The sequence below is a fragment of the Paenarthrobacter sp. NPDC058040 genome (assembly GCF_042885775.1).
Taxonomy (GTDB): domain Bacteria; phylum Actinomycetota; class Actinomycetes; order Actinomycetales; family Micrococcaceae; genus Arthrobacter.
The window spans coordinates 104,874-125,301 of record NZ_JBHVRN010000004.1; the positions used below are offsets into that span (position 1 = coordinate 104,874).

At 63.3% G+C, this 20,428-nt stretch carries 20 protein-coding genes; 10 read left to right on the forward strand and 10 right to left on the reverse strand.

Annotated features, from left to right (window positions below):
- Positions 1–57: 57 nt before the first annotated feature.
- Positions 58–1,344, reverse strand: a complete 1,287-nt coding sequence (locus ACFVSJ_RS06720; RefSeq protein WP_387435349.1) for an ABC transporter substrate-binding protein — start codon at positions 1,342–1,344, stop codon at positions 58–60.
- A gap of 511 nt (positions 1,345–1,855) precedes the next feature.
- Between ACFVSJ_RS06720 and ACFVSJ_RS06725 the strand changes: the two genes are divergently transcribed.
- From ACFVSJ_RS06725 to ACFVSJ_RS06735, 3 genes are all read left to right on the forward strand, one after another.
- Positions 1,856–2,047, forward strand: a complete 192-nt coding sequence (locus tag ACFVSJ_RS06725) for a hypothetical protein (RefSeq protein WP_387435350.1) — start codon at positions 1,856–1,858, stop codon at positions 2,045–2,047.
- Positions 2,048–2,118: 71 nt separating this feature from the next.
- Positions 2,119–3,324, forward strand: a complete 1,206-nt coding sequence (locus tag ACFVSJ_RS06730) for a fructotransferase (RefSeq protein ID WP_387435352.1) — start codon at positions 2,119–2,121, stop codon at positions 3,322–3,324.
- A 27-nt stretch (positions 3,325–3,351) separates the two neighbouring features.
- Positions 3,352–5,934 carry a GH32 C-terminal domain-containing protein gene (locus tag ACFVSJ_RS06735; RefSeq protein WP_387435353.1) on the forward strand — a complete coding sequence of 861 codons (2,583 nt, stop codon included), beginning with the start codon at positions 3,352–3,354 and terminating at the stop codon, positions 5,932–5,934.
- Positions 5,935–6,016: 82 nt separating this feature from the next.
- On the opposite strand, the gene ACFVSJ_RS06740 is transcribed toward ACFVSJ_RS06735, so the two are convergent.
- From ACFVSJ_RS06740 to ACFVSJ_RS06760, 5 genes are all read right to left on the reverse strand, one after another.
- Positions 6,017–7,021, reverse strand: coding sequence for a hydroxyacid dehydrogenase (locus tag ACFVSJ_RS06740; RefSeq protein WP_387435354.1), 1,005 nt, complete (start codon positions 7,019–7,021; stop codon positions 6,017–6,019).
- The gene (locus ACFVSJ_RS06745; RefSeq protein WP_387435355.1) at positions 7,018–7,932 is read right to left on the reverse strand and encodes a carbohydrate ABC transporter permease; all 915 of its coding nucleotides are present in this window, start codon (positions 7,930–7,932) and stop codon (positions 7,018–7,020) included. The genes ACFVSJ_RS06740 and ACFVSJ_RS06745 overlap by 4 nt, the downstream gene beginning before the upstream one ends.
- Complete coding sequence (locus tag ACFVSJ_RS06750) at positions 7,929–8,861, reverse strand: carbohydrate ABC transporter permease (RefSeq protein ID WP_387435356.1); 933 nt, start codon at positions 8,859–8,861, stop codon at positions 7,929–7,931. Before ACFVSJ_RS06750 ends, ACFVSJ_RS06745 begins: the two co-directional genes overlap by 4 nt.
- A 52-nt stretch (positions 8,862–8,913) precedes the next feature.
- The gene (locus ACFVSJ_RS06755) at positions 8,914–10,227 is read right to left on the reverse strand and encodes an ABC transporter substrate-binding protein (protein WP_387435357.1); all 1,314 of its coding nucleotides are present in this window, start codon (positions 10,225–10,227) and stop codon (positions 8,914–8,916) included.
- A 205-nt stretch (positions 10,228–10,432) separates the two neighbouring features.
- A complete protein-coding gene (locus tag ACFVSJ_RS06760) occupies positions 10,433–11,539 on the reverse strand; it encodes a substrate-binding domain-containing protein (RefSeq protein ID WP_387435358.1) in 1,107 nt (368 codons plus the stop codon).
- A gap of 185 nt (positions 11,540–11,724) precedes the next feature.
- Between ACFVSJ_RS06760 and ACFVSJ_RS06765 the strand changes: the two genes are divergently transcribed.
- The 4 genes from ACFVSJ_RS06765 to ACFVSJ_RS06780 all read left to right on the forward strand — a co-directional run bounded on the left by ACFVSJ_RS06765 (position 11,725) and on the right by ACFVSJ_RS06780 (position 15,500).
- Entirely contained in the window at positions 11,725–13,611 is a 1,887-nt protein-coding gene (locus tag ACFVSJ_RS06765; RefSeq protein ID WP_387435359.1) for a DUF2264 domain-containing protein, read from the forward strand.
- A gap of 113 nt (positions 13,612–13,724) precedes the next feature.
- On the forward strand, positions 13,725–13,925 hold the full coding sequence (locus ACFVSJ_RS06770) for a hypothetical protein (RefSeq protein ID WP_387435361.1): 201 nt from the start codon (positions 13,725–13,727) through the stop codon (positions 13,923–13,925).
- Positions 13,926–14,014: 89 nt separating this feature from the next.
- A complete protein-coding gene (locus ACFVSJ_RS06775; protein ID WP_387435362.1) occupies positions 14,015–14,818 on the forward strand; it encodes a DUF1206 domain-containing protein in 804 nt (267 codons plus the stop codon).
- A gap of 115 nt (positions 14,819–14,933) precedes the next feature.
- Entirely contained in the window at positions 14,934–15,500 is a 567-nt protein-coding gene (locus ACFVSJ_RS06780) for a cysteine hydrolase family protein (RefSeq protein ID WP_387435684.1), read from the forward strand.
- A 102-nt stretch (positions 15,501–15,602) separates the two neighbouring features.
- Here the strand turns inward: ACFVSJ_RS06780 and ACFVSJ_RS06785 are convergent, their stop codons facing one another.
- From ACFVSJ_RS06785 to ACFVSJ_RS06795, 3 genes are all read right to left on the reverse strand, one after another.
- Positions 15,603–15,863, reverse strand: coding sequence for a hypothetical protein (locus ACFVSJ_RS06785; protein WP_387435364.1), 261 nt, complete (start codon positions 15,861–15,863; stop codon positions 15,603–15,605).
- Positions 15,856–16,125 (reverse strand): GlsB/YeaQ/YmgE family stress response membrane protein, encoded by a 270-nt coding sequence (locus tag ACFVSJ_RS06790; RefSeq protein ID WP_387435365.1) that lies wholly within the window; start codon positions 16,123–16,125, stop codon positions 15,856–15,858. The genes ACFVSJ_RS06785 and ACFVSJ_RS06790 overlap by 8 nt, the downstream gene beginning before the upstream one ends.
- A 304-nt stretch (positions 16,126–16,429) precedes the next feature.
- Complete coding sequence (locus ACFVSJ_RS06795; RefSeq protein WP_387435366.1) at positions 16,430–16,618, reverse strand: CsbD family protein; 189 nt, start codon at positions 16,616–16,618, stop codon at positions 16,430–16,432.
- Between the two features lie 186 nt (positions 16,619–16,804).
- On the opposite strand from ACFVSJ_RS06795, the gene ACFVSJ_RS06800 reads away from it, so the two are divergent.
- The gene (locus tag ACFVSJ_RS06800) at positions 16,805–17,230 is read left to right on the forward strand and encodes a hypothetical protein (RefSeq protein ID WP_387435367.1); all 426 of its coding nucleotides are present in this window, start codon (positions 16,805–16,807) and stop codon (positions 17,228–17,230) included.
- A 116-nt stretch (positions 17,231–17,346) separates the two neighbouring features.
- On the opposite strand, the gene ACFVSJ_RS06805 is transcribed toward ACFVSJ_RS06800, so the two are convergent.
- The gene (locus ACFVSJ_RS06805; RefSeq protein ID WP_387435369.1) at positions 17,347–18,051 is read right to left on the reverse strand and encodes an alpha/beta fold hydrolase; all 705 of its coding nucleotides are present in this window, start codon (positions 18,049–18,051) and stop codon (positions 17,347–17,349) included.
- A 212-nt stretch (positions 18,052–18,263) separates the two neighbouring features.
- On the opposite strand from ACFVSJ_RS06805, the gene ACFVSJ_RS06810 reads away from it, so the two are divergent.
- A complete protein-coding gene (locus ACFVSJ_RS06810) occupies positions 18,264–19,769 on the forward strand; it encodes a fumarylacetoacetate hydrolase family protein (RefSeq protein WP_387435370.1) in 1,506 nt (501 codons plus the stop codon).
- Positions 19,762–20,415, forward strand: a complete 654-nt coding sequence (locus tag ACFVSJ_RS06815; RefSeq protein ID WP_387435371.1) for a GntR family transcriptional regulator — start codon at positions 19,762–19,764, stop codon at positions 20,413–20,415. The genes ACFVSJ_RS06810 and ACFVSJ_RS06815 overlap by 8 nt, the downstream gene beginning before the upstream one ends.
- Positions 20,416–20,428: the final 13 nt, after the last annotated feature.

Sequence of the window (20,428 nt, forward strand, 5' to 3'; positions counted from 1 at the left end):
TTTTCTGCTGTGTTGGTGCCGCGGCCGGCACTGTCTGGCGGTGCCGGCCGCGGAGTCTTACTTCAGGAGGTCCTGGATCTGCTTCTTGGCATCTGCCAGGAGGGCCGAGGTGTCTCCGCCGGCCACTGCCTTCTGCAGCAGCGGGACCAGGACGGTGTCAACGATCTGCTGCCACTTGGCGGTTGCGGGCCGGGTGGCCGTGGCCTGGCCGTTGAGGGTCTCGATCAGCGGCTTGAAGCTCTCGTAACCAGGCTGGTCCTGGTACTTCTGGAAGGCACTGATGCGGGAGGCCAAGCCAAGCTTGGATTCAATTCCCTTGTCGTTGTAGTCATAGGCGCACTTGACGAACTTCTTGGCAGCTTCCGTGTTCTTGGTCGCCTTGGGAACCGACAGGTACCACGGTCCCGGAACGCCTGCGACGCCGGCGCTGCCGCCGATCATTGCTGCGGCACCCACCTTTCCTGCAACCGGGGAATCGGCGGGGATCTGGCGGTAGGCGTGGGCCCAGAAACGGGTCATGGCGGTCTTGCCCTGGTTGAACAGGTTCTGCGCTGCCGCCCAGTCAACCTGCGCGGCGCCGCTGGGGGCATCCTTGGTGAGGCTTACGTAGAAGTCCAGGGCTTCCTTGTGGGCGGCGTTGTCGATGACCACGTTGTTGTCCTTGTCCAGGACCATGGGAGACCCGGCTTGGAGCACGTGGGCCAGCCATTCGGTTTCCACGGCGCCCTTCACGTCCGTGCCGAACATGCCGTCCTTGGTGAAGAACTCGGAGATGTCCTGGTACTGCTTCCAGGTTTTCGGAGCTGCCAGTGCGTAGCCGTACTTGGCCTGGAAATCGGACTTGTTCTTGGCGTCCTCGAAGAGGTCCTTGCGGTACAGGATGATCTCGGCATTGGTCCAGGCCGGCATGCCGATGAAGTGTCCGTCCACGTTGGCTTCCTTCACGAGGGCCGGGAAGATGTCCTTCTTGGCCTCGTCGGTGAAGAGCTCGTCGATGGGCTGGACGGCGTCCTTGAAGCTGGGGAGCCACACGGAGTCCAGCGCGGCTACGTCGAAGGAGACGTTGCCGGAAGAGAATTCGCTGGAGAGGCGGTTGAACATGCCGTCGTAGGGGAGTTCGACGAAGTTGACGTCGACGCCAGCGTCCTTCTTGCACTGTTCGGCAACGCCGGTGAGCTCGGCATGGCCGCCCGCTTCCACCAGGACATTGACGGTGCTGGAGCCGCCGGATCCGCCGGACGAGGGTGCCGGGCCGCCGGCGCCACAACCGGTAGCAACGAGTGCGACGGCGGTGCACAGGCCGCCGAGGGAGACGAGCCTGGAGATGGTGTTTCGAGTGGACATCGCTGTCGACTCACTTTCTCTTGAACGGAAATTGCAGAGAGATGGTGGTGTTGGCTTGAAAAATCGTTTTGCCAAAACGACTTGGCAACGACACTAGGGCTCGTTGGGCAGATGTGTCAATGGTATGCGCCGAAAATTTTCGACCTCTTGACGGCGGGGATTTTGCGGCCATAAAGTGATCGGCGCTAAACGGCAAATCGTTGTGGCATATTTTGGCTGATTTGGCAAGTTTTTGGCATTGCCCGCGTTGCCTTGGTGCGCACCCGCTACCCCGGGGTGCGTGGCGTGGGCCGCGCCCGTTTGCGCCGATCGCACCCGTACCCCTGGGTGGCGCATCGTGGCCGCACCCGTTTGCGCCGATCGCACCCGTACCCCGGGGTGCGTGGGGCGGGAAAGGGTGCGCTGCGTTCCACGAAGGGGTGCGCCTGGCGGAAGCGGGTGCGCCGCGCCACGTCGTCCGACCCGGCCTGCCAAGCGCAAGCCTGATCACCACCGAGTTCGAAGGAGAACCATGGATCCATCCCCATCCCTCAGCCGAAGGAGCATCCTCCGGTTGATCCCCGCAGCGGCAGTCGCGGCCACCGCCGTCGTGCTTTCCGCCAAGGAAGCCCTGGCGAAGGACAACCCAGCCGCGGGAAACCAACAACCCCCAGCGGCCACGCCCGCCGCCCAGGGACATCGCGCCATCATCGGCGTGCTGTAGCGCCGGAAACAAGCACCCCCAAGCAGTAGCCCGCTCAAGCAGTACCCCCAACGATGTGAGGAGAACACGCTGTGACCACTGTCTACGACGTCACCACCTGGTCCGTCCCCGGAAATCCGTCCGCCACGCCCTACAACGACATCGGGCTCGTCATCAACAGCATCATCGCCGATGTGAAATCCCAGCAGACCAATCAGGCATCCAAGCCGGGCGCCGTCATCTACATTCCGCCGGGGGACTACTCCCTCAAGACCCGTGTCAACGTGGACATCAGCTTTCTGACCATCCGCGGCTCCGGGCATGGATTCACGTCCAGCAGCATCCGCTACAACGCCGGCAACACCTCGAGCTGGCATGAGATCAACCCCGGTGGCAGCCGCATCCGGGTGGAAAACACGGACGGCAACACCGATGCGTTCAGGGTCTACCGCACCGGCGACCCGCGGCTGAGTTCGATCGTGTTCCAGAACTTTTGCTTGGACGGAGTCTCGTTCAACTCCAACCAGAACTCCTACGTCAACGGAAAGACCGGCATCCGCTTTGACTCCGCGAACGACTCCTGCCGCATCGAAGGCATGGGCATGGTCTACCTTGAACACGGACTGGTGGTCCGGGATACCGATGCCCTGAGCGTCAGTGGAAACTTCCTGGCCGAATGTGGCAGCTGCGTGGAGCTCACCGGCTCCGGGCAAGCTTCCAAAGTCACGGACAACCTCATCGGGGCGGGGTACGTGGGCTTCTCCATCTTCGCCGAGGGTCATATGGGCTTGCTGGTCAGTGCCAACAACGTGTTTCCGCGGGGCAAAAGCAGCGTCCACTTCAAGAACTGCACCCGCTCCTCGATCACGGCCAACAGGCTCCATGCCTTCTACCCGGGCATGGTCAACTTCGAAGGCAACTGCACGGAGAACCTCGTCGGCGCCAACCACTTCCTGCGGCAGATGGAGCCCTTTGACCCGCTGAAGCCCTACAACAACGGGCTGGATGACCTGTTCGGGCTGGTTCATGTGGCAGGCAGCGGCAACACGGTGACGGGAAACCATTTCAGCTACGACGTGCCTTCCGGATCCGTGAGCCCATCCGGCCAGAAACCCACCATCATCCTGGTGGCCTCCGGCGCCAACAACTACGTCGCGGCGAACAATACCGTCTCCTCCGTGGCTGCCAACACCGTGGTGCTGGATGGTTCCACGACCGGAACCAAGGTGCTGGACAGCGGCGGCTCGGGCGAGTTCGTCCCTTATGCCAGTTCCTATTCCTTCCGGGCCACCCCCTGACCCAGCGAACAGGAAGAAGGTCTGTCAATGAGGACAAGACTCACCAAGCTGCCGGTCATCGCAGCGGTGGCGACCGCCGTCGTTGTTTCACTGGCTGCAGCACCCGCACCCGCGTTCGCCAGCGATCCGGACCCTGCCACCCAGCAGTACCGGCCCTATCTGCACTACACGCCGGTGAAAAACTGGATGAACGATCCCAACGGGCTGGTCTACTACAACGGCACCTACCACATGTACTACCAGTACAACCCGTTCGGAACCACGTGGGGCAACATGAGCTGGGGCCACGCGACGTCCACCGACCTGCTGCACTGGACTGAGCAGCCGCTGGCCATCCCGCAGGCCTTCAACGGCAGCGGACAGGCCACGGAGGATATCTTCTCCGGCTCCATCGTGGTGGACACCCAGAACACCAGCGGGTTCGGGACGCTGCAGAATCCGCCGATGGTGGCCGTCTACACCAGCAACTTCACGGGCAACCATCCCACGTATCCCGGCAAGCAGGCCCAATCCCTGGCTTACAGCACGGACGGCGGCCAAACGTGGACCAAGTACTCCGGAAACCCGGTGTTGAACCGCAACACGAGCGACTTCCGCGATCCCAAAGTGTTCTGGTACCAGGGTCCGGGAGGCTCCTACTGGGTGATGTCCGCCGTGGAAGCCAACGAGCACAGGGTCCTGTTCTACAAGAGCACCGACCTGAAGAACTGGACCTACCTTAACGACTTCGGACCAGCCAATGCCACTGGCGGACAGTGGGAGTGTCCGGACCTCTTCCCGTTGGCGGTGGATGGGAATCCAAACAACATCAAGTGGGTCCTGGTGGTCAACATCAATCCGGGGTCCGTGGCAGGTGGCAGCGGCGGGCAGTACTTCGTGGGCAGCTTCGACGGCACCACTTTCACCTCCGAAAACACCAACCCCTTGGATGTTGCGCCACCGGGGACCCTGCTGGCGGGGTTCAATGGCGGCAACTACAACGGGTGGAACGTGGCCAACGATCCCGCCAACCCGGCTGGTCCATGGGGAAGCGTTCCGGCCGGCGGGACCCTCCCCGGACAACAGGCAGTCTCTGGCGCCATCGGCGCAGGGCTGGTGAACGGGTTCAATGGCGGCGATGCTCCCACAGGGAACCTGGAGTCCGCACCCTTCACCATCACCAAGGACTACATCAATTTCCTGGCCGGTGGCGGCAACCATCCGCGGCAGGTCGGCGAGCAGCCGGGCAACACGCCTCCGCCCGGGTACCTCCTTTTTGACGGTTTCGACTACCCGGGAACACTCAGTGCTGCGGGATGGCAACTGACCGGAGACTTCGAAGCCGCCAGGAATCCCTCCACCGTTGGCGGTGAGTACGCCATCGGCAAGCGCATCAACACCTTTGAAGGAGGCCCCAAGGCCGACGACAACGCAGGAACCATCACCTCTCCGGAGTTCTACCTCACCAACACCAACATCGGGTTCCTCCTGGGCGGTGGCAACCGGACGGACGGCACCCTGCAGGTGGAACTCCTGGTGGGCGGCGTCCCGGTCCGGAGCACCACGGGCAGCAACTCGGGCGACATGAACTGGAGGAACTGGGATGTCTCGCAGTACTACGGCCAAATCGCCCGCATCCGGATCGTGGACAATGCCACGGGACCGTGGGGCCATCTGACCTTGGACAACATGGTTCTAGGTTCCCAGCCGGCGCAGCCGCGGAGCAGCGAGACCACAGTGAACCTCATGGTCAACGGCCAGGCCGTGCGGACCACCACGGGTTCCGATTCCGAGCACCTGGACTGGAAAGCCTGGGACGTCAGCGAGTACAAGGGCAGCCAGGCCACCATCCGGATCGTGGACAACAACCGGGGCGGCTGGGGACATATCCTTGCCGATGAGTTCGTGGCCTCGGACATTACCCGGCTGGAACAGCATGACTGGCTGGACTGGGGCAAGGACTACTACGCGGCCGTTTCCTTCAACAACGTCCCCGACGGCAAACGGATCATGCTCGGCTGGATGAACAATTGGGACTACGGCCAGTCCACCCCCACGTCCACATGGCGGGGAACCATGGCTTTGCCGCGTGAAGTCCAACTCACCCAGACGGGCCAGGGGTCGCGGCTGACCCAGAAGGCAGTCCAACAGGTGGACAGCCTCAAGAACACCGCTGCCGCCTATGCTGCACCGGCCCAGGATATCGCCGCGGGGACAAGCAACCTTCCCATTACAGGGGACGTTGTCCAGGTCGATGCTGAATTCTCCCCGGGGACGGCCTCTGCCTTCGGACTGAAGGTGCTGGGCATCGGAACTGAGTCTGCAAAGATCGGTTACTCCACAGGTTCGGGGCGGGTGTTCATCGACCGGACCAACTCGGGTGACGAGGGCTTCCACCCTGCCTTCGCTTCGGTTGATGATGTGCCCGTTCAGCTTGTCAACGGAAAACTCAAGCTGCGCCTGTATGTGGACAGGGCTTCAGTGGAGGTCTTTGCCCAGGACGGCCTGGCCACCCTGACGGACCAGGTGTTCCCCGCGGCGGGCGCCAACTCCCTCTCCCTCTTCTCGGAAGGAGGAACAGCCCGGCTGGAAAGCCTGACGGTCACGCCCCTCAATAAAGCTATGTGGTAGGGGTGGGTTAAATAACGACGGCGGCCGGTCACCCTCCGCGCGAAGCGGTGACCGGCCCGTCGTCGTACGTCCCTAAAACCCGCTACGCAGTGAAGGCGAGGTCCTCCGCCCGCACTGGGAACCGGAGGGCTTCGCCCTTGGCCAGACGCAGTGCCTCGGACACCGCGCTCGCCGCCATGCGTTCGAGCTCGTTCCCCAACGAACCCGCCACATGCGGGGTGAGCAGCACGTTGGGGTGGGTGTAGAACGCCGAGCCGGAAGGGAGAACCCAGGGGGTGGTGACGTCGAGGATCGCGAAGAGGTCGCCTTTTTCCACACGCGCCAGCAACGCGTCCTGGTCCACCAATTCGCCGCGGGAGGTGTTGATAAACGTCGCCTGTGGACGAAGGGCGTCAATGAGGCGGGCGTCGATGAGGTTCTTCGTGGACGGCAACGACGGCGCGTGGAGGCTCACGATGTCGCAGCCGGCCACCAACTCGTCCAAACTGACGCGTTCGACGCCGAGGGCGGTCGCCTCAGCCGCGCTGAGGTAGGGATCCGACACCACCACGTCGAGCTCGTAAGCGGAAAGGAGCCGGATGACGTGCCGGCCAATCTTGGAAGCACCGATGATCCCGACGCGCTTGCGGTAGTTGCCCATGTCCGGGAAGAGCTGTTCCGGGAGGACCTCAGCGTGCGTGGCGTGCAGCGCCCGGGCGATTTGGAGGACGCGCTTGTTCGCCAGAATGATCATGGCCACCGTGTACTCGGCCACGGGGATGGCATTGGCGTCCGCGGCCGAACTGACCTGGATACCTCGTTCCCAGCAGGCGTCGCCGATGTGGTGTTTCACGCTGCCGGCCGCGTGAAGGACATACTTGAGCCGTGGCGCGTGGTCCAGGACGTCGTCATCGATCACGGGGCAGCCCCAGCCGGTGAGGAGGATGTCGGCTTGTTCCAGGAGGGCACGGCCTTCCGGGCTGTGGAAGTCCTGGATGGGTTCGCGGCCCAGCAGCGTGAGTGAGGGCTCCAGGGGTTCCAGGCTGCGGGACGGGAAGACGGCGCGTGCCGTGTGCTCCGGCATGGCCAAGGCAACATTCAGTGTCATTTGACGCTCCCTGCGGTGAGCCCGGACTTCCAGAAGCGCTGCAGGAGGATGAAGGCCACGAGCAGTGGGATGACGGAAAGCAGGGAACCGGTGATGACCATGGGCGTGAATTCGGGTTGTGGGACGGAGTAGCCCTGCCAGATGGAGATTCCGACGCTGACGGGCAGGAGTTGCTGGTCCTGCAACATGACAAGCGGGAGCATGAAGTTGTTCCAGACGCCGACGAATTGGAACAGGGCGATGGTGATGTAGCCGGGCATCATCATGGGCAGTCCCAGGGAGAAGAAGCTCCGGACCGGACCGGCGCCGTCCACGCGGGCGGCTTCAAGGGTTTCCGCAGGAACGTAAGCTGCCGAGTAGACGCGTGCCAGGTACACACCGAACGGGTTGCAGAGGACGGGGATGAGGATGGCCCAGACAGTGTTGGTGATCCCGAAAACGGAGGCCAGCAGGTACATCGGGAGCACGGTGGCCGTGTTGGGAATCAGCACCCCAACCAGGACGATCCCGAAGAAAGAGTCCTTGCCGCGAAACTGGAACTTGTCGAACGCGTAGCCGGCCATCACCGAAATGAGCCCGCCAAAGACAGCCCCGAAAGCGGCGTAGAACATGGAGTTCGCCATCCAGCGCAGGAACACACCGCCGTCTTGGTTGAGGACGGAGGCGACGTTCTCGAAGAACGCCGGCTGTCCGAAAGCGTACGCGCCTGTCCCATACAGGTCAGCGGCGTTTTTCGTCGAGGCGAAGAACAGCCACAGGACCGGGAGGACCATGTACGCGCAGCCCAGGATCAGGAGGGCGTTGACGGTGAGCTTGCTGGCGAAGCCGCCGCTGCGGGCTGACCGGATGCGGTTTCCCCGGGCTGTTGGACCGATTGTTGCTTTGGTGCGGGTGAGAGTTGGGGTACTCATGCTTTGTCCGTCCTTGAGCTGAAGCGGGTGACAGTCCAGGACAACACTGCTGCCAGGAGGGCGATGAGGATGGAAGCCGCGGCCGCTTGGTTGAGGTTGTGCCTGTTGAACGCGGCGTCGTAGGCCCACATGTTCGGCACCCAGGTACTGGTCACGGATGCCGTGGCCTTCCCGATGATGGAGGGTTCGGTGAACAGCTGCAGTGTGCCGATCACCGTGAAGAGCATGATCACGCTCAGGGCAGGCAGGATGAGGGGCAGTTTGATGCTGAGCGCAGCCCGGATCTCCCCGGCACCGTCCACGCGGGCAGCTTCGAGGACTTCGCGCGAGACTGCTTGCAACGCGGTAAACAGGATGATCACGTTGTAGCCGGTCCACTCCCACACTGCGATGTTCACAATCGACGGCAGGATCAGCTGGTTGTCCAGGAAGTTCAGCGAGATGCCGCCGCCTTGCAGGACCGAGACGATCGGGCTGACGCCCGGCGTATACAGGTACGCCCAGATCAGTGCGGCGATGACCCCCGGCACCGCGTGCGGCAGGAAGACGAGGAGCTGGAAGAGCTTCTTGGCTTTGGCCACGGCTGCGTCCAACAGGAGCGCAAAGGCCAAGGCGCCGCCCACCATGCACGGGATGTAGATGAGACAGTACAGTGCGAGCCTGCCGATGCCGCCCACGAAACTCTCGGACTGCAGGACCTGCAGGTAGTTCTCCAGGCCAACGAACGAGGTCTTGGCCTGGCCGAAACCCAAGCCGGACTTCTGCTGGGCAAAGAAGCTGAGGACGATCGAGTAGATCACCGGTGCCACCATCGCCAAGGCGAACACCGCGAAGAAAGGGGTAAGGAACAAGGCGGCGGTGCGGCCGCCGGTTCCGGACATTGAACGGTTCTTACGCCGTCCTGCAGGGGTTGTTTTTGTCAGGGCCATGATGTGCTCCTCGCCGGGCGGGCGGCCTTGCAGGCCGCCCGCCCACGCGGGCCTACTCCTTGACGGAGAGACCGTTCTGCTTGAGTCCCGCGACCGTGGCGGTTTGGGCGGTATCGACGGCGTCCTTCACCTTTCCGCCGGTGGTCAGCTTTCCGTACGCGTCCTTGAGGGCGGTGTTGGTGATGTCCCAATTGGGGCCCCACTGCCAGCCCGGGGTGATGGTGCCGTAGGCCTTGTCGAAGACTGCGTAGATGTCGTTGCCGAAGTAGCTGGAATCGAAGGCCTTCTGCGCCACCGGGGTCAGTCCAGGGAACGCGAGGAACGCCGAGCCGGTGTTGCCGCGGGCCTTGATCGCCTCAGGGCTGGTGGCCAGGTACTCGATGAATTTCGCTGCTGCGGCCGGGTTCTTGCTGCTCTTGGTGATGTTGAAGCTCGATCCCCCGTAGAACGCGTCCGCCGGCGTGCCCCAGTTGGGTACCTCCGCCGCGATCCACTGACCCTTCTGCCCACTGGCTTCGGTCCGCTTCTGGATACCCGTGGCACTCCAGTTGGCGCCCAGGACACCCACGACGGCGCCGCTCGCCAGATCTGCCGACCATTCGTCACTGAAGGACTGCTGGACCTTGACGATCTTTTGGTCGATCAGCTTCTGCCAGTAGGTGGCTACCTTCTGGGTGGCGGCGTCGTTGACGCCCACCTTCCAGCTATCGCCTTCGGTACCGAACCACTTGGCGCCGGCCTGCCAGGAGAGGGCTGCGGTCAGTGCGGCTTCGTTCGGGTTGAAGCTTGCAAGGTGCGCGTCCGGGGCTACGGCTTTGAGCTTCTTCCCGGCTTCCTCGAACTCGTCCCAGGTTTTGGGAACCCCGACGCCGGCCTTGTCCAGCATGTCCTTGCGGTACCACATGATCATCGGCGCGGCATCGTAGGGGAGGGCGTAGGTCTGGTTGTCGAACTGCACCAGTCCCTTTGTCTCATTGGACAGCTTGTCTACGGTAGCCGACGGGTTGATGAGTCCGTCGAGCGGCTGGAGCTGGCCGTTGCTGACGAACTGCGGAAGCTGTGGATACTCGATGGTGGCCACATCGGGGCCGTTGCCCGCGGTGATCGCCGTGGAGAGCTTGGCGTAGCCGCCGCTGGCACCGTTCGGCACGGTCTCGAAGGTGACCTTGATCTTGTTCTGGCTGGCGTTGAACGCCGCGGCCACCTTGTCCATGCCGGCCATCGAGGACCAGAACGTGATGTTCCCGGTGGGGTCCTCTGTGGGCGTGGCAGCGGTCGTGGCGGCCGGCGTGGTGCCACAGCCCGTGATGAGGGCAGCGCTGGCCATGAGGCTGGCTGCTCCAAGCAGAAGCTGGCGACGCTTCATTCTGTTCTCCTTTGAAGTTCACGATGCGAAGTCGTGTGGTGCTGGGAGCTTGGAAGGCTCGTGCACGGTGACTGATTCCATGAAATCCACAAAAGTGAACATGCTCAACGAGTTGAACAGAAATGAACAGCGCCACTCTCGCCGAGTTGGCATTTAATGGCAATGGCGAGGACCAACATTGCGATCAAATGCCATCTCGGGGTACCTACAGCAGCGTCGAGTCCCTCACCACCAGGGTCGGGGACAGATTGACCCGCTGCAGCGCCGTCGTGCTCCCAACCCGGGCCCCGACCCGGTTGAGGCACATCACCAAAGCCTGGTGGCCGACGTCGTACTTTGGGGGCGCCACGGCAGTCAGCGGCACCGCGCCCAAGGCCGCGATTTCGTCGTCGTACGCGATGATCGCCAGGTCCTCCGGAATGCGGATCTGCCGTTCCTGGCATGCGTTGGCGAACTGGAGCGCGTCCTCGTCCGTGTGGACGATCGCTGCCGTTACCTGGTTCGCCGAACACCAGTCCAGGATTCCGTCCACCACTACCCGGTGGGCCTGCGGATCATTCTGCGCGCGGGACATGGAACGGACCATCGAGTCGCTGTACTCCTGGCCCGAACGCCGCATCGCCAGATGGTAACCGTCGATCAATTGCGGAGCGGTGGGGCTGTTTTCACGCAGGCACATGGCAATTTTCCGGTGCCCCAGACCGAGCAGGTGGTTCACGGCGATCTCCGCGCCCCGGACATGGTCGCTCCTGACCGATTCAAGCCGGCCGTGGTCCATGGCGTTATCGATGGACCGCTCCACAACCACCACCGGCACCTTCGCCTCGGCCAGCAATTCGAGGGTCTCCGTTCCGGCCAAGGACGGCTCGCTTGGTGTCACGAGGATTCCATCGACCCCATGATCGTAGAGCCTGCGCAGTTGGCGCCGCTCTTCAACCCCGGAGTAGTTGGACACGCCCAGGACAAGCCGGACGCCCATTTCCCGGGCGGCGGCCTCGGCGCCGCGGATCACCCCGGGGAAGTAGTACGACGCCGACGGGACGATCATCCCGATCGTCGCCAACGGGCGCCTCCCGCCCGGCCGCCACGACGTGGAAGGCTGTTGTGTCTGGCTGGTGGCGGCAGCGCGGCCACCGGCGAGGACCGCTCCTCCGTGGACCCTTTCAATGAGCCCTTGTCCGGCCAGGATTGCCAGGTCCCTCCGAACGGTCATCCCGGAGGTACCCAGCTTGGCCGCGAATTCCGCAGCATTGACCGAGCCGTGCAGGGCCAGTTCCCTCAGGATGAGCTGTTGACGATCCTCGGACAGCATGCTGTTCCCGCCTATCAAAGTTCACTTGTGTTCAGTTTGTTCATTATGAACTACCAAATCCATGTCAGGTCTAGCCGTGCGACCGCATTTCGCAAAATCCATGCGTTCAATTGTGTTCACCTCGTTCACGGTAGCCGCGAGGTGGCCTAGCGTGGGCAGCCAACGTACCGCAACGCAGGAGACCCATGGCCACCGGCTTCACCTTGCCCCGCCCGGATTATGAACTCAGCCCCATCACCGGATGGACCCGTGAACATTGGATTTCCTTCGCCGACCAGCAGCTCCTCGCCGTGCGCCCCTGCTTTTCCGAGCGCAAGGTGCTGGTCAGGCTGGCCGGCCGCCCGTCGTCGTCGGGCGTCCTGTCCGACGGCATGGAGGGTTTCGCGCGAACGTTCATGCTGGCTGCCTTCCGGGTAGCAGGGGAGAGGGGCGATGACCCCCACGGCCACCTGTCCCTCTACCGGGCAGGGCTGCTTGAAGGTACGCGTCCGGGCAGCCCCGAGGAGTGGTTGCCCATCCGGGACCGTTCACAGCCCATAGTGGAGGCAGCCTCGATGGTCCTCGGCCTCCAATTGACCAAACCGTGGCTGTGGGACACCTTGTCCGCAGCTGAACAAGGGCAAGTGGCCGCTTGGCTCCAAGGCTCCTCCCGGAGTACGTGCGTTGATAACAACTGGGTCCTGTTCCAGGTCCTGATTGCCGAGTTCCTCGCAGGCGCCGGATTTGAGCACAACGAGGGCCAGATAGACCATGGCCTCCAGCGGCTGGAGGACTGGTACGCAGGTGGGGGCTGGTACCGCGACGGGGACAACGACGGCACGGGCGACTTCTTCGACTACTACTGCGGGTGGGCCCTCCATTTGTACCCCGTTCTGTGGTCCGAGTTCGCGTCCGGCCGCCACCCCGGGGCCGACGCCAAAGCCGAGGTGTACCGGACCCGACTGGCTGCCTTCCTGGAAGACCACGCGGCATTCTTTGGTGCCGGCGGAGCTCCGGTCTTCCATGGCCGCTCCCTGATCTACCGCTACGCCGCGGTTGCTCCCTTGTTCCTTGGCGAAGCGATCTGTGCCACGCCCCTCAATCCCGGGCAGACCCGGCGCATCGCCAGCGGCGCCGCGAAGTACTTCCTGGACAACGGCGCTTACGACGGCGGCCTGCCGTCCCTCGGGTGGTTCGGCGCTTTTGAACCGATGACCCAGGAATACTCTGGCCCTGCGTCTCCGTATTGGACTTCCAAGGCCTTTGTGGGCCTGCTCCTGCCCGCCGAGCATCCCGTCTGGTCGGCTGTGGAAGAGCCGTCGCCTGTGGAGAACTCGGACATCGTTCGGCACGTGGAAGCTCCCAACTACGTTCTCCACTCCACGGCCGGCGATGGTGTTGCCCGCCTGCTCAACCACGGCAGCGACAAGTATTACGCGCCAGGGCCGGATGATCCGCAGTACCGGCGGCTCGCCTATTCAAGCCACACGGCGCCCCTGTTCACGGAACACCCGGTGGATAACCACTTCGCACTACTGGACTCCACCGGCACGCCGAGCCGCCGGGCACGGATCAATCGGCTGAAGACCGATCCAGGCCAGGCAGCCAGCTGGCACGCCCCGGTGTGGAGCGACACCGAGGATCCCGCCGATTCCCTGTGGCGTGTGGCCACCGGCACTGCAGCCGCCTACGGTTTCGAACTGCGCGTCCATGTGGTGGAGGGGCCGGGAACACCCCGGCTGGGCGTCCGGGAAGGCGGGTATGCGCTTGCATCAGAGGCGCCGGTCCAAGCAGTCGGGGGTGTCCTCTCAGCGGGGAACCTGCACGCCCGCATTTGGCCGCTCCATGGCTACTCCACAACTGGAGTCCTCAACACCGCGGGCCTTTCACCCCTGGGCACCTACGCAAGCTGCGGCTATCTGGAAGGCCGGCTGACGGGCCCGCGGACCTGTTTCGCATCCCTGGTGTACCTGGGCGGCGAGCCGCCCGCCGAGGTTAGCGCCGCCGTCGAGCTTTACGACGACGGCGCGCTGGTCCAGGCGCGCGTGGAACTGCCTGGCGGGCACCGGTTGCAGGTGTCGCTCGAGTCCTGAGTCGAATCTTGAGCGAATCTTGAGATGACCCGGCGTCGTTCTTGAGGGCCCCATCCGATGGTTGAACTGTCAGCCAATCAGGCTGATGCGAACCTCCCGGAAGGACTGCCGACATGCCTGACCAGATCATCCTCCCGTCCTCGAACACAGGCACGGCCCACGCAGCGGCCGATTCCCGTCCTGGCGGAGCAGCGGAGGGATTCCACTCCGGTGGTGACGGCCAGAATCGCGCAGTGACCTCGGTCCGCGAAACGTTCAACCCCATGGGAGTGGGCCTTCGGAGCATCTGGCCGCAGTCGGTCTGCGGGTTCTAGGAGCCTCCGCTCCGTGGCCTTGAAGTGCTTCCAGTGGCACGATGGTGTGCAGGCCACGAATAATCAGGAGGCTTGCCATCAAGGAAGAGATGAGAAAGGCCGCAGACGCGGCTGAGGAAGCATCGAACTCCCGCCCCTTTGAAATTGCTGCGAGATCCGGTTTTGCGGTGAGCGGCATCCTGCATGTGCTGATCGGCGTGATTGCCTTGCAGTTGGCCTTTGGCAACGGCGGTGAAGCGGATGTCTCCGGCGCGATCGCGCAGCTGGCCTCCCAGCCATTCGGGCCCCTGCTCCTGTGGATCTGCTTCGCGGCCTGCGCCGCGCTGGCCCTTTGGCAATTGACCAATGCGATCTTTGGCCACCGCAGGGAACAGCATCCCAAGCTGACCAAGCGCCTTTCCGAAGCGGGGCAGGCAATCGTCTTCGCTGGCTTGGCGTTGACCATCATGTCTTTTGCCCTCGGCAAGGCCAAGAACAGCCGTGAATCCACCAGTGACGGCACCGCCACGCTCCTGCAGGCCCCGTTCGGGGTGGCATTGCTGGTAGCCGTCGGTGCGGGAATCATGATCGCCGGCGTTGTCTTCGCAGTCCGCGGTTTCACGAGGTCGTTCAAGAAGGACCTGGTCCTTTCGCCACGAAGCGGAATCCGCAAATTCCAGGTCGGCGTAGGCACGGTCGGTTACATTGCGAAAGGGATCGCCCTGCTGCTGGTGGGTTTGCTGGTGGTCATCGCCGCCGTCTCCGCCCGGCCCGAGCAATCAACCGGCCTCGACGGCAGCCTCAAAGCCCTGAAGGAGCAGCCCTACGGGCCATACCTGTTGGTGGCCGTGGCCATCGGCCTGATCGCGTATGGACTGTTCCTCATGGTCAAAGCCAAAACGCTGCGGGCCTGATGGGTTGGCCGGTTCCTGCATTTCCGGTGACGTATTTCCGGTGCCGTGCTTCTGGTGACGTGCGGCAAGGGGCCCTGATGCTGTTGCGGAATCCAAGAAAGGGGACATGGAGCGGATGATCGCCGTACTGGTTATCGACATGCAGAACGCCTTCTTCGAGGAACCTGCCCTGCAGAGACGCTTGGACGAGGTGGTCGCTGCCTGCAACTCATTGACCAGCGCGGCACGCCAGGCCGAAGCCCACGTGCTTCTGGTAGGTACGGAGCATGAGCGGGACAAGTCCACGTGGAGCCTCAACATGCTGGACGATGACCAAGGCTTTATCTTCAGGGGCAGCGAGCAAGCCGACTTCGTCCCTGGACTCTTGACGGCGGAGCTGCCCCGGATGGCCAAGACACGGGACAGCGCTTTCATGGGCACGGACCTTGCCCTCCGGCTGCGGAACTGGAACGTGGACACTGTGATCCTGGCGGGGGTCTCCGCCCACAACTGCGTTGCCCAAACGGCCGCCGACGCCTTCGCGCACAACATCCGCGTCATCTACGCGGCCGACGCCATCGCGACGGAGAACCCGGAGTCCGCCGAAGCGATCCTCCGGGTCCTGGTCCGTGAGTACCGGCAGCGGGTGCTGCCTTTGGATGAAGTGCTGGCGCTCTTCCAGGCATCGGAGCTCGGGACCTAGCTCCTGCCGGCACACCGCGCCGGCCTGGCGGGCGCAGGCAAGAGCCCGGACGCAGGAACGGCTGCATCCGGGCTCTTCTTGGAGTGATTCAGTTCTTGGGCGCTATGGGTGGCCCGTACCTGACGCTTCATCATCCGGTTCGGAGGAGAAAGGCCGGTCCTTCGGGACGTCTTCGGTGTTCTGCTCGTCGAGTTCCGCGTCGGCTGATGGCACCGTTTTTTCGGCATAGTCTCCAGCGGTATAGTCGCCGCCCGCGTCGTCCTTCAGCGCCTCGGGAGAGGCGCCGGCGTCGCCGTAGTCGCCTTCCGGGTATTGACCTTCCAAATCTTCCTGATCGGTGCCAGGCGTGTTTTCGTCAGCCATGGTGCGCCCGGCGTCCGGTTGCGAGGCCCCAGATCAGCAGCACGATGATGGAGCCGCCGATTGCGAGGAGCCAGGTTCGAATGGCGAAGAATTCCGTCAGCCCTTCGCCGAAGATCAGGCCGCCGATCCAGCCGCCCAGGAGGGCGCCGACAACGCCGAGCAGAAGGGTCACGAGCCAGCCGCCACCCTGCCGTCCGGGAAGAATTAGTTTGGCAATGGCGCCAGCCAAGAGGCCGAGCAAAAGAAAACCAAAGAAACCCATTTTTGCTCCTACTTTCTTGTTGATGAAAATTTCATGAACTCGGTGAAACAGTTCGGTTCATCGGGTACCAAATATAGGCATTCGGGCGCGGAGAAAAGACTTCGTCGCGACCCGAAGAATGGGGGGATGAAGTGGCATCATCAAATGCGATTCATTTTTGTATGTACAGCCAAGAGCACTCCTGCCGACTGGTTCGACGCTAGTACTACACCTGTAACGCTAGCGGGTCACCGGGGCAACAGCAAGTAACCTGATCATTTGCCCGAACCTTCTTACGGAGGCGGAGGATTGGCTGATTGACGCGCTACTTCTTGTCGAACAGGTCCTTCGCTGCGTCCTTGACCTTCTCGCCGGCCTGCTTCAAGTTGGCCGAGGCCTGCTCGCCCTGACCCTCGGCCTGAAGCTCCCGGTCACCGGTTGCTTCGCCGGTTTTCTCCTTGGCCTTTCCGCTGAGATCTTCGGCGGCATTCTTGATCTTGTCATCCAGTCCCACGGTTTTCACTCCTCGGGTTGCGATTGTCTTGCCGGCGGTTTTCCGCTGGTTGGCATAAAAGTTTAGTCCACATTGTCGGTTCAGCAAATGCGCCCATGATTTGAACACGCGAATCCTGCGTGACAGTGCGTCTTCATGGGTACTAGTGTCAATAAGGAAATAGCACCCTCGAAAGGAGTGATCCCTGTGAAAGGGAAGATTTTGTTCGCCGCGGGCGTTGCTGTTGGCTACGTGTGGGGATCCAAGTCCTGGCCGGAGGTGTACCGGCGGATCCGGGGAGGCTCGGAGAAGGTGTGGAAGAACCCGGACGTGCAGGAGAATGTCCATCACGCTGCCGAGACCGTGCAGGAATCGGTGCCGGACATCCTGGATAATCTCTACGCGGCCGGCAGAAAGTTCTTTGAGAAGGCCGAGACCATGTTCCCGGGCATTTTGGACAACAAAAACGGCCAAAGCAGCCAGCACTCTGCTGAACGGCCCACCACGGTTCCCGCGGCCAAGGGTGATGTTGTCTCTGATCCCGCGCTGGACGACACAACAGGCAGTGATTGGACGGACGAAGGCGGCGCCGCGCCGGAGGGGCCAGCGACCAACACCCCGCCCAAAGCCTGATCAACCGCTGCGCCTTGCGGCGGCACCCAAAGCGCGGGGGCGGCACCAAAGCTCGGAGGCGGCACCCAAGGGCGCGGACCGGCGTCGGGCTCTAACGTCCGACGCCGGCTCCGGCCTTAAGCTGTGCGCTCGACTGCCTTGAGGATCGCCTCGCCCAGCTCGGCCGGCTTGGTGAACTGTGGCCAGTGCCCCGTGGGGAGGTCGATAAGTTCGACGTCGCGGATGCGGGCGAGCTCCTCGGTGAACGGGTGGCCGGCGTCCATCATTTCGTTGAGCATGGATGACGGGAATTCGCAGGCGATGATGGTGGCCGGAATTTCGTAGCGCCTCACGTCGTGGAGATGTTGCTGATCGTAGGCAACGCCTTTGGGCTCGGGGATCGCGCGGGCGCGGAACTTCTCCCGCAGCTCGTCCGTCAGGTCCACCAGATCGGCGTCCTCGAATCCTTCCCAGGGCGGCAGGGGAATGCTGTCGCCGTCGTCGGGCAGTTCGTCGTTGATGACCCCGCCCTCACCAAGTGGACCACTGTCCACGTAGATCGCCCGTGCCACGCGATCCGGCCGGGCATCTGCCACTGCGTGAATGATCGCGCCGCCGCCCGAGTGCCCTACCAGGATGACCTTGCCCTCCAGCGAATCAACCTTCTCCACCACTGCGTCAATGTGCGTCCGCAGGCCGATTCCGGCACGCGAAGCGCCCGCCGATTCCAAACCGGGCAGGGTCAGCGGGTGAACCGCATGGCCCGCCTCCACAAGGGCGGGCGTTACCTCCTCCCATGACGAAGCGTCCAACCAGAAACCGGGTACCAGGATGATGTCCATGCCCCGACCCTACGGGAGGCCTCTGACAAGATGTAAGGCCCAACTGACAGGCACTAGTGGTTGTTCTGGGCGCTGATAACAACCGCTACTGACAGTCAGTTGGGAAAAGGGTTGACGGGCTCAGCCGAACGCGTCATAGTTTTCGTATACGATTTCGTACTCGATAGCTGGGACGATCAGATATCGAGAGCTACCAAGCAAGAGGAGGCGCCGTGACGCTGGAGTTCCGGACGCAGGAGCTGGGCCAGGATGTACTGGACCGGACGCGCAAGGTGATTGCGGTCCATATCAATTATCCGAGCCGTGCCGCGCAGCGTGGGCGGACTCCCGCCCAGCCGTCGTACTTCCTGAAGCCGTCGTCGTCGCTGGCGCTGGGTTCGTCCCAGGCCCCGGGCGTCGTGGAGCGTCCGGCCGGTTGCGAGCTCCTCGGTTATGAGGGCGAGATTGCCTTGGTCATCGGCAAGGCCGCCCGCCGGGTTGGCATCGAAGACGCGTGGAGCCACGTCGAGTGGGTCACCGCTTCGAACGATCTTGGTGTGTACGATCTCCGTTATGCGGACAAGGGCTCGAATGTCCGGTCCAAGGGCGGGGACGGCTTCACCCCCGTGGGCCCGGCGCTGATCCCGGCCGATGCCGTGGATCCTGCCGCCTTGCGGATCCGGACCTGGCACAACGGTGACCTGGTCCAGGACGACACCACCGAGGACCTGCTTTTCCCCTTCGCGCAACTCGTCGCGGACCTCTCCCAGCTGCTCACCCTCGAAGAGGGCGACATCATCCTGACCGGCACCCCGGCCGGTGCGTCGGTCGCGAAGCCGGGTGACGTCGTCGAAATCGAGGTCACCGGCGGCGATTTCAGCACCGGCCGCCTGACCACCAGCGTCACGGAAGGTACGACGCCGTTCGCTGACTTTGGTGCCCGGCCCAAGACCGATGACACGCAGCGGGAGGAGGCGTACGGTTCGCCCGAAGCCGCCGGACTGACGCCGGTTTCCGTGGGGCTGTCCCCGGAATTGAAAGCCAAGCTCGAATCTGTCGCGACGGCCACCTTGTCTTCCCAGCTCCGCAAGCGCGGGCTGAACAACGTGAGTATCGACGGTTTGCAGGCCACCCGCCCGGACCGGAAAGTGGTGGGCCTGGCCCGGACCCTGCGCTACGTACCCAACCGCGAAGATCTCTTCAAGACCCACGGCGGCGGGTTCAATGCCCAAAAGCGTGCCATCGATTCGGTCAACGAGGGCGAAATCCTGGTGATGGAAGCCCGCGGCGAAAAGGGCACCGGCACAGTCGGGGACATCCTGGCCCTGCGCGCCCAGGTCCGTGGCGCCGCGGCGATCATTACCGACGGCGGCGTCCGGGACTACTCGGCCGTGGCGGAGCTGGAGATGCCCACGTACTTCGCGAACCCGCACCCGGCAGTGCTGGGACGCCGGCACATCCCGTGGGACACGGACATCACCATCGCCTGCGGGGGAGCGACCGTGCAACCCGGGGACATCATCGTGGCCGATTCCGACGGCATCCTGGTGATCCCGCCGGCCATCGCCGAGGAACTCGCGGACGAGTGCATCGCGCAGGAAAAGGAAGAAGTCTTCATCTTCCGGATGGTCCAGGAAGGCAACAGCGTTGACGGTCTGTACCCGATGAACGCCGAATGGCAGGCCCGGTACAAGAAATGGACCGCCGAACAAGTCACGGAAGGAGCCCAAGGTGACTGAAACCGCCGTCGGGAGTAAGTCCCAACAGGCCTACGAGGCCGTCAAGGCGAGGATCGTCGAGGGCACCTACACGCCGGGGTACCGGCTGGTGCTCGCGAAGATCGCCGAGGACCTTGGCTTCAGCGTGGTCCCCGTCCGGGAAGCGATCCGCCGCCTCGAGGCCGAAGGCTTGGTGAAGTTTGAGCGGAACGTCGGAGCGACGGTTTCCGGGATCGACCCCACCGAGTACCTCTACACCATGCAGACCCTGAGCATCGTGGAGGGCGCCGCCACCGCCTTGTCCGCTCCGCTGATCGACGCCGTTGCCATAGAACGTGCGCGTGCGGTCAACGCAGAGATGCTCGAGTGCCTGGAACACTTCGATCCCGTCCGCTTCACCGCCTTGAACCAGGACTTCCACAGCGTCCTGTTCGAACACTGCCCCAACCCGCACATCCTGGACCTCGTCCACCGCGGCTGGAACCGGCTGGCGTCCCTGCGCTCGTCCACGTTCCGCTTCGTGCCCGGCCGCGCCCAGGAATCCGTGCGCGAACACGAGGCCCTGCTTCAGCTCATCGAGTCCGGAGCAGACGCCGACACCATCGAAAAAGCAGCCCGCCAACACCGCGCCGCCACCCTCGACGCCTACCTCGCAACCACCAACTAAAGCTTCGGAAGAA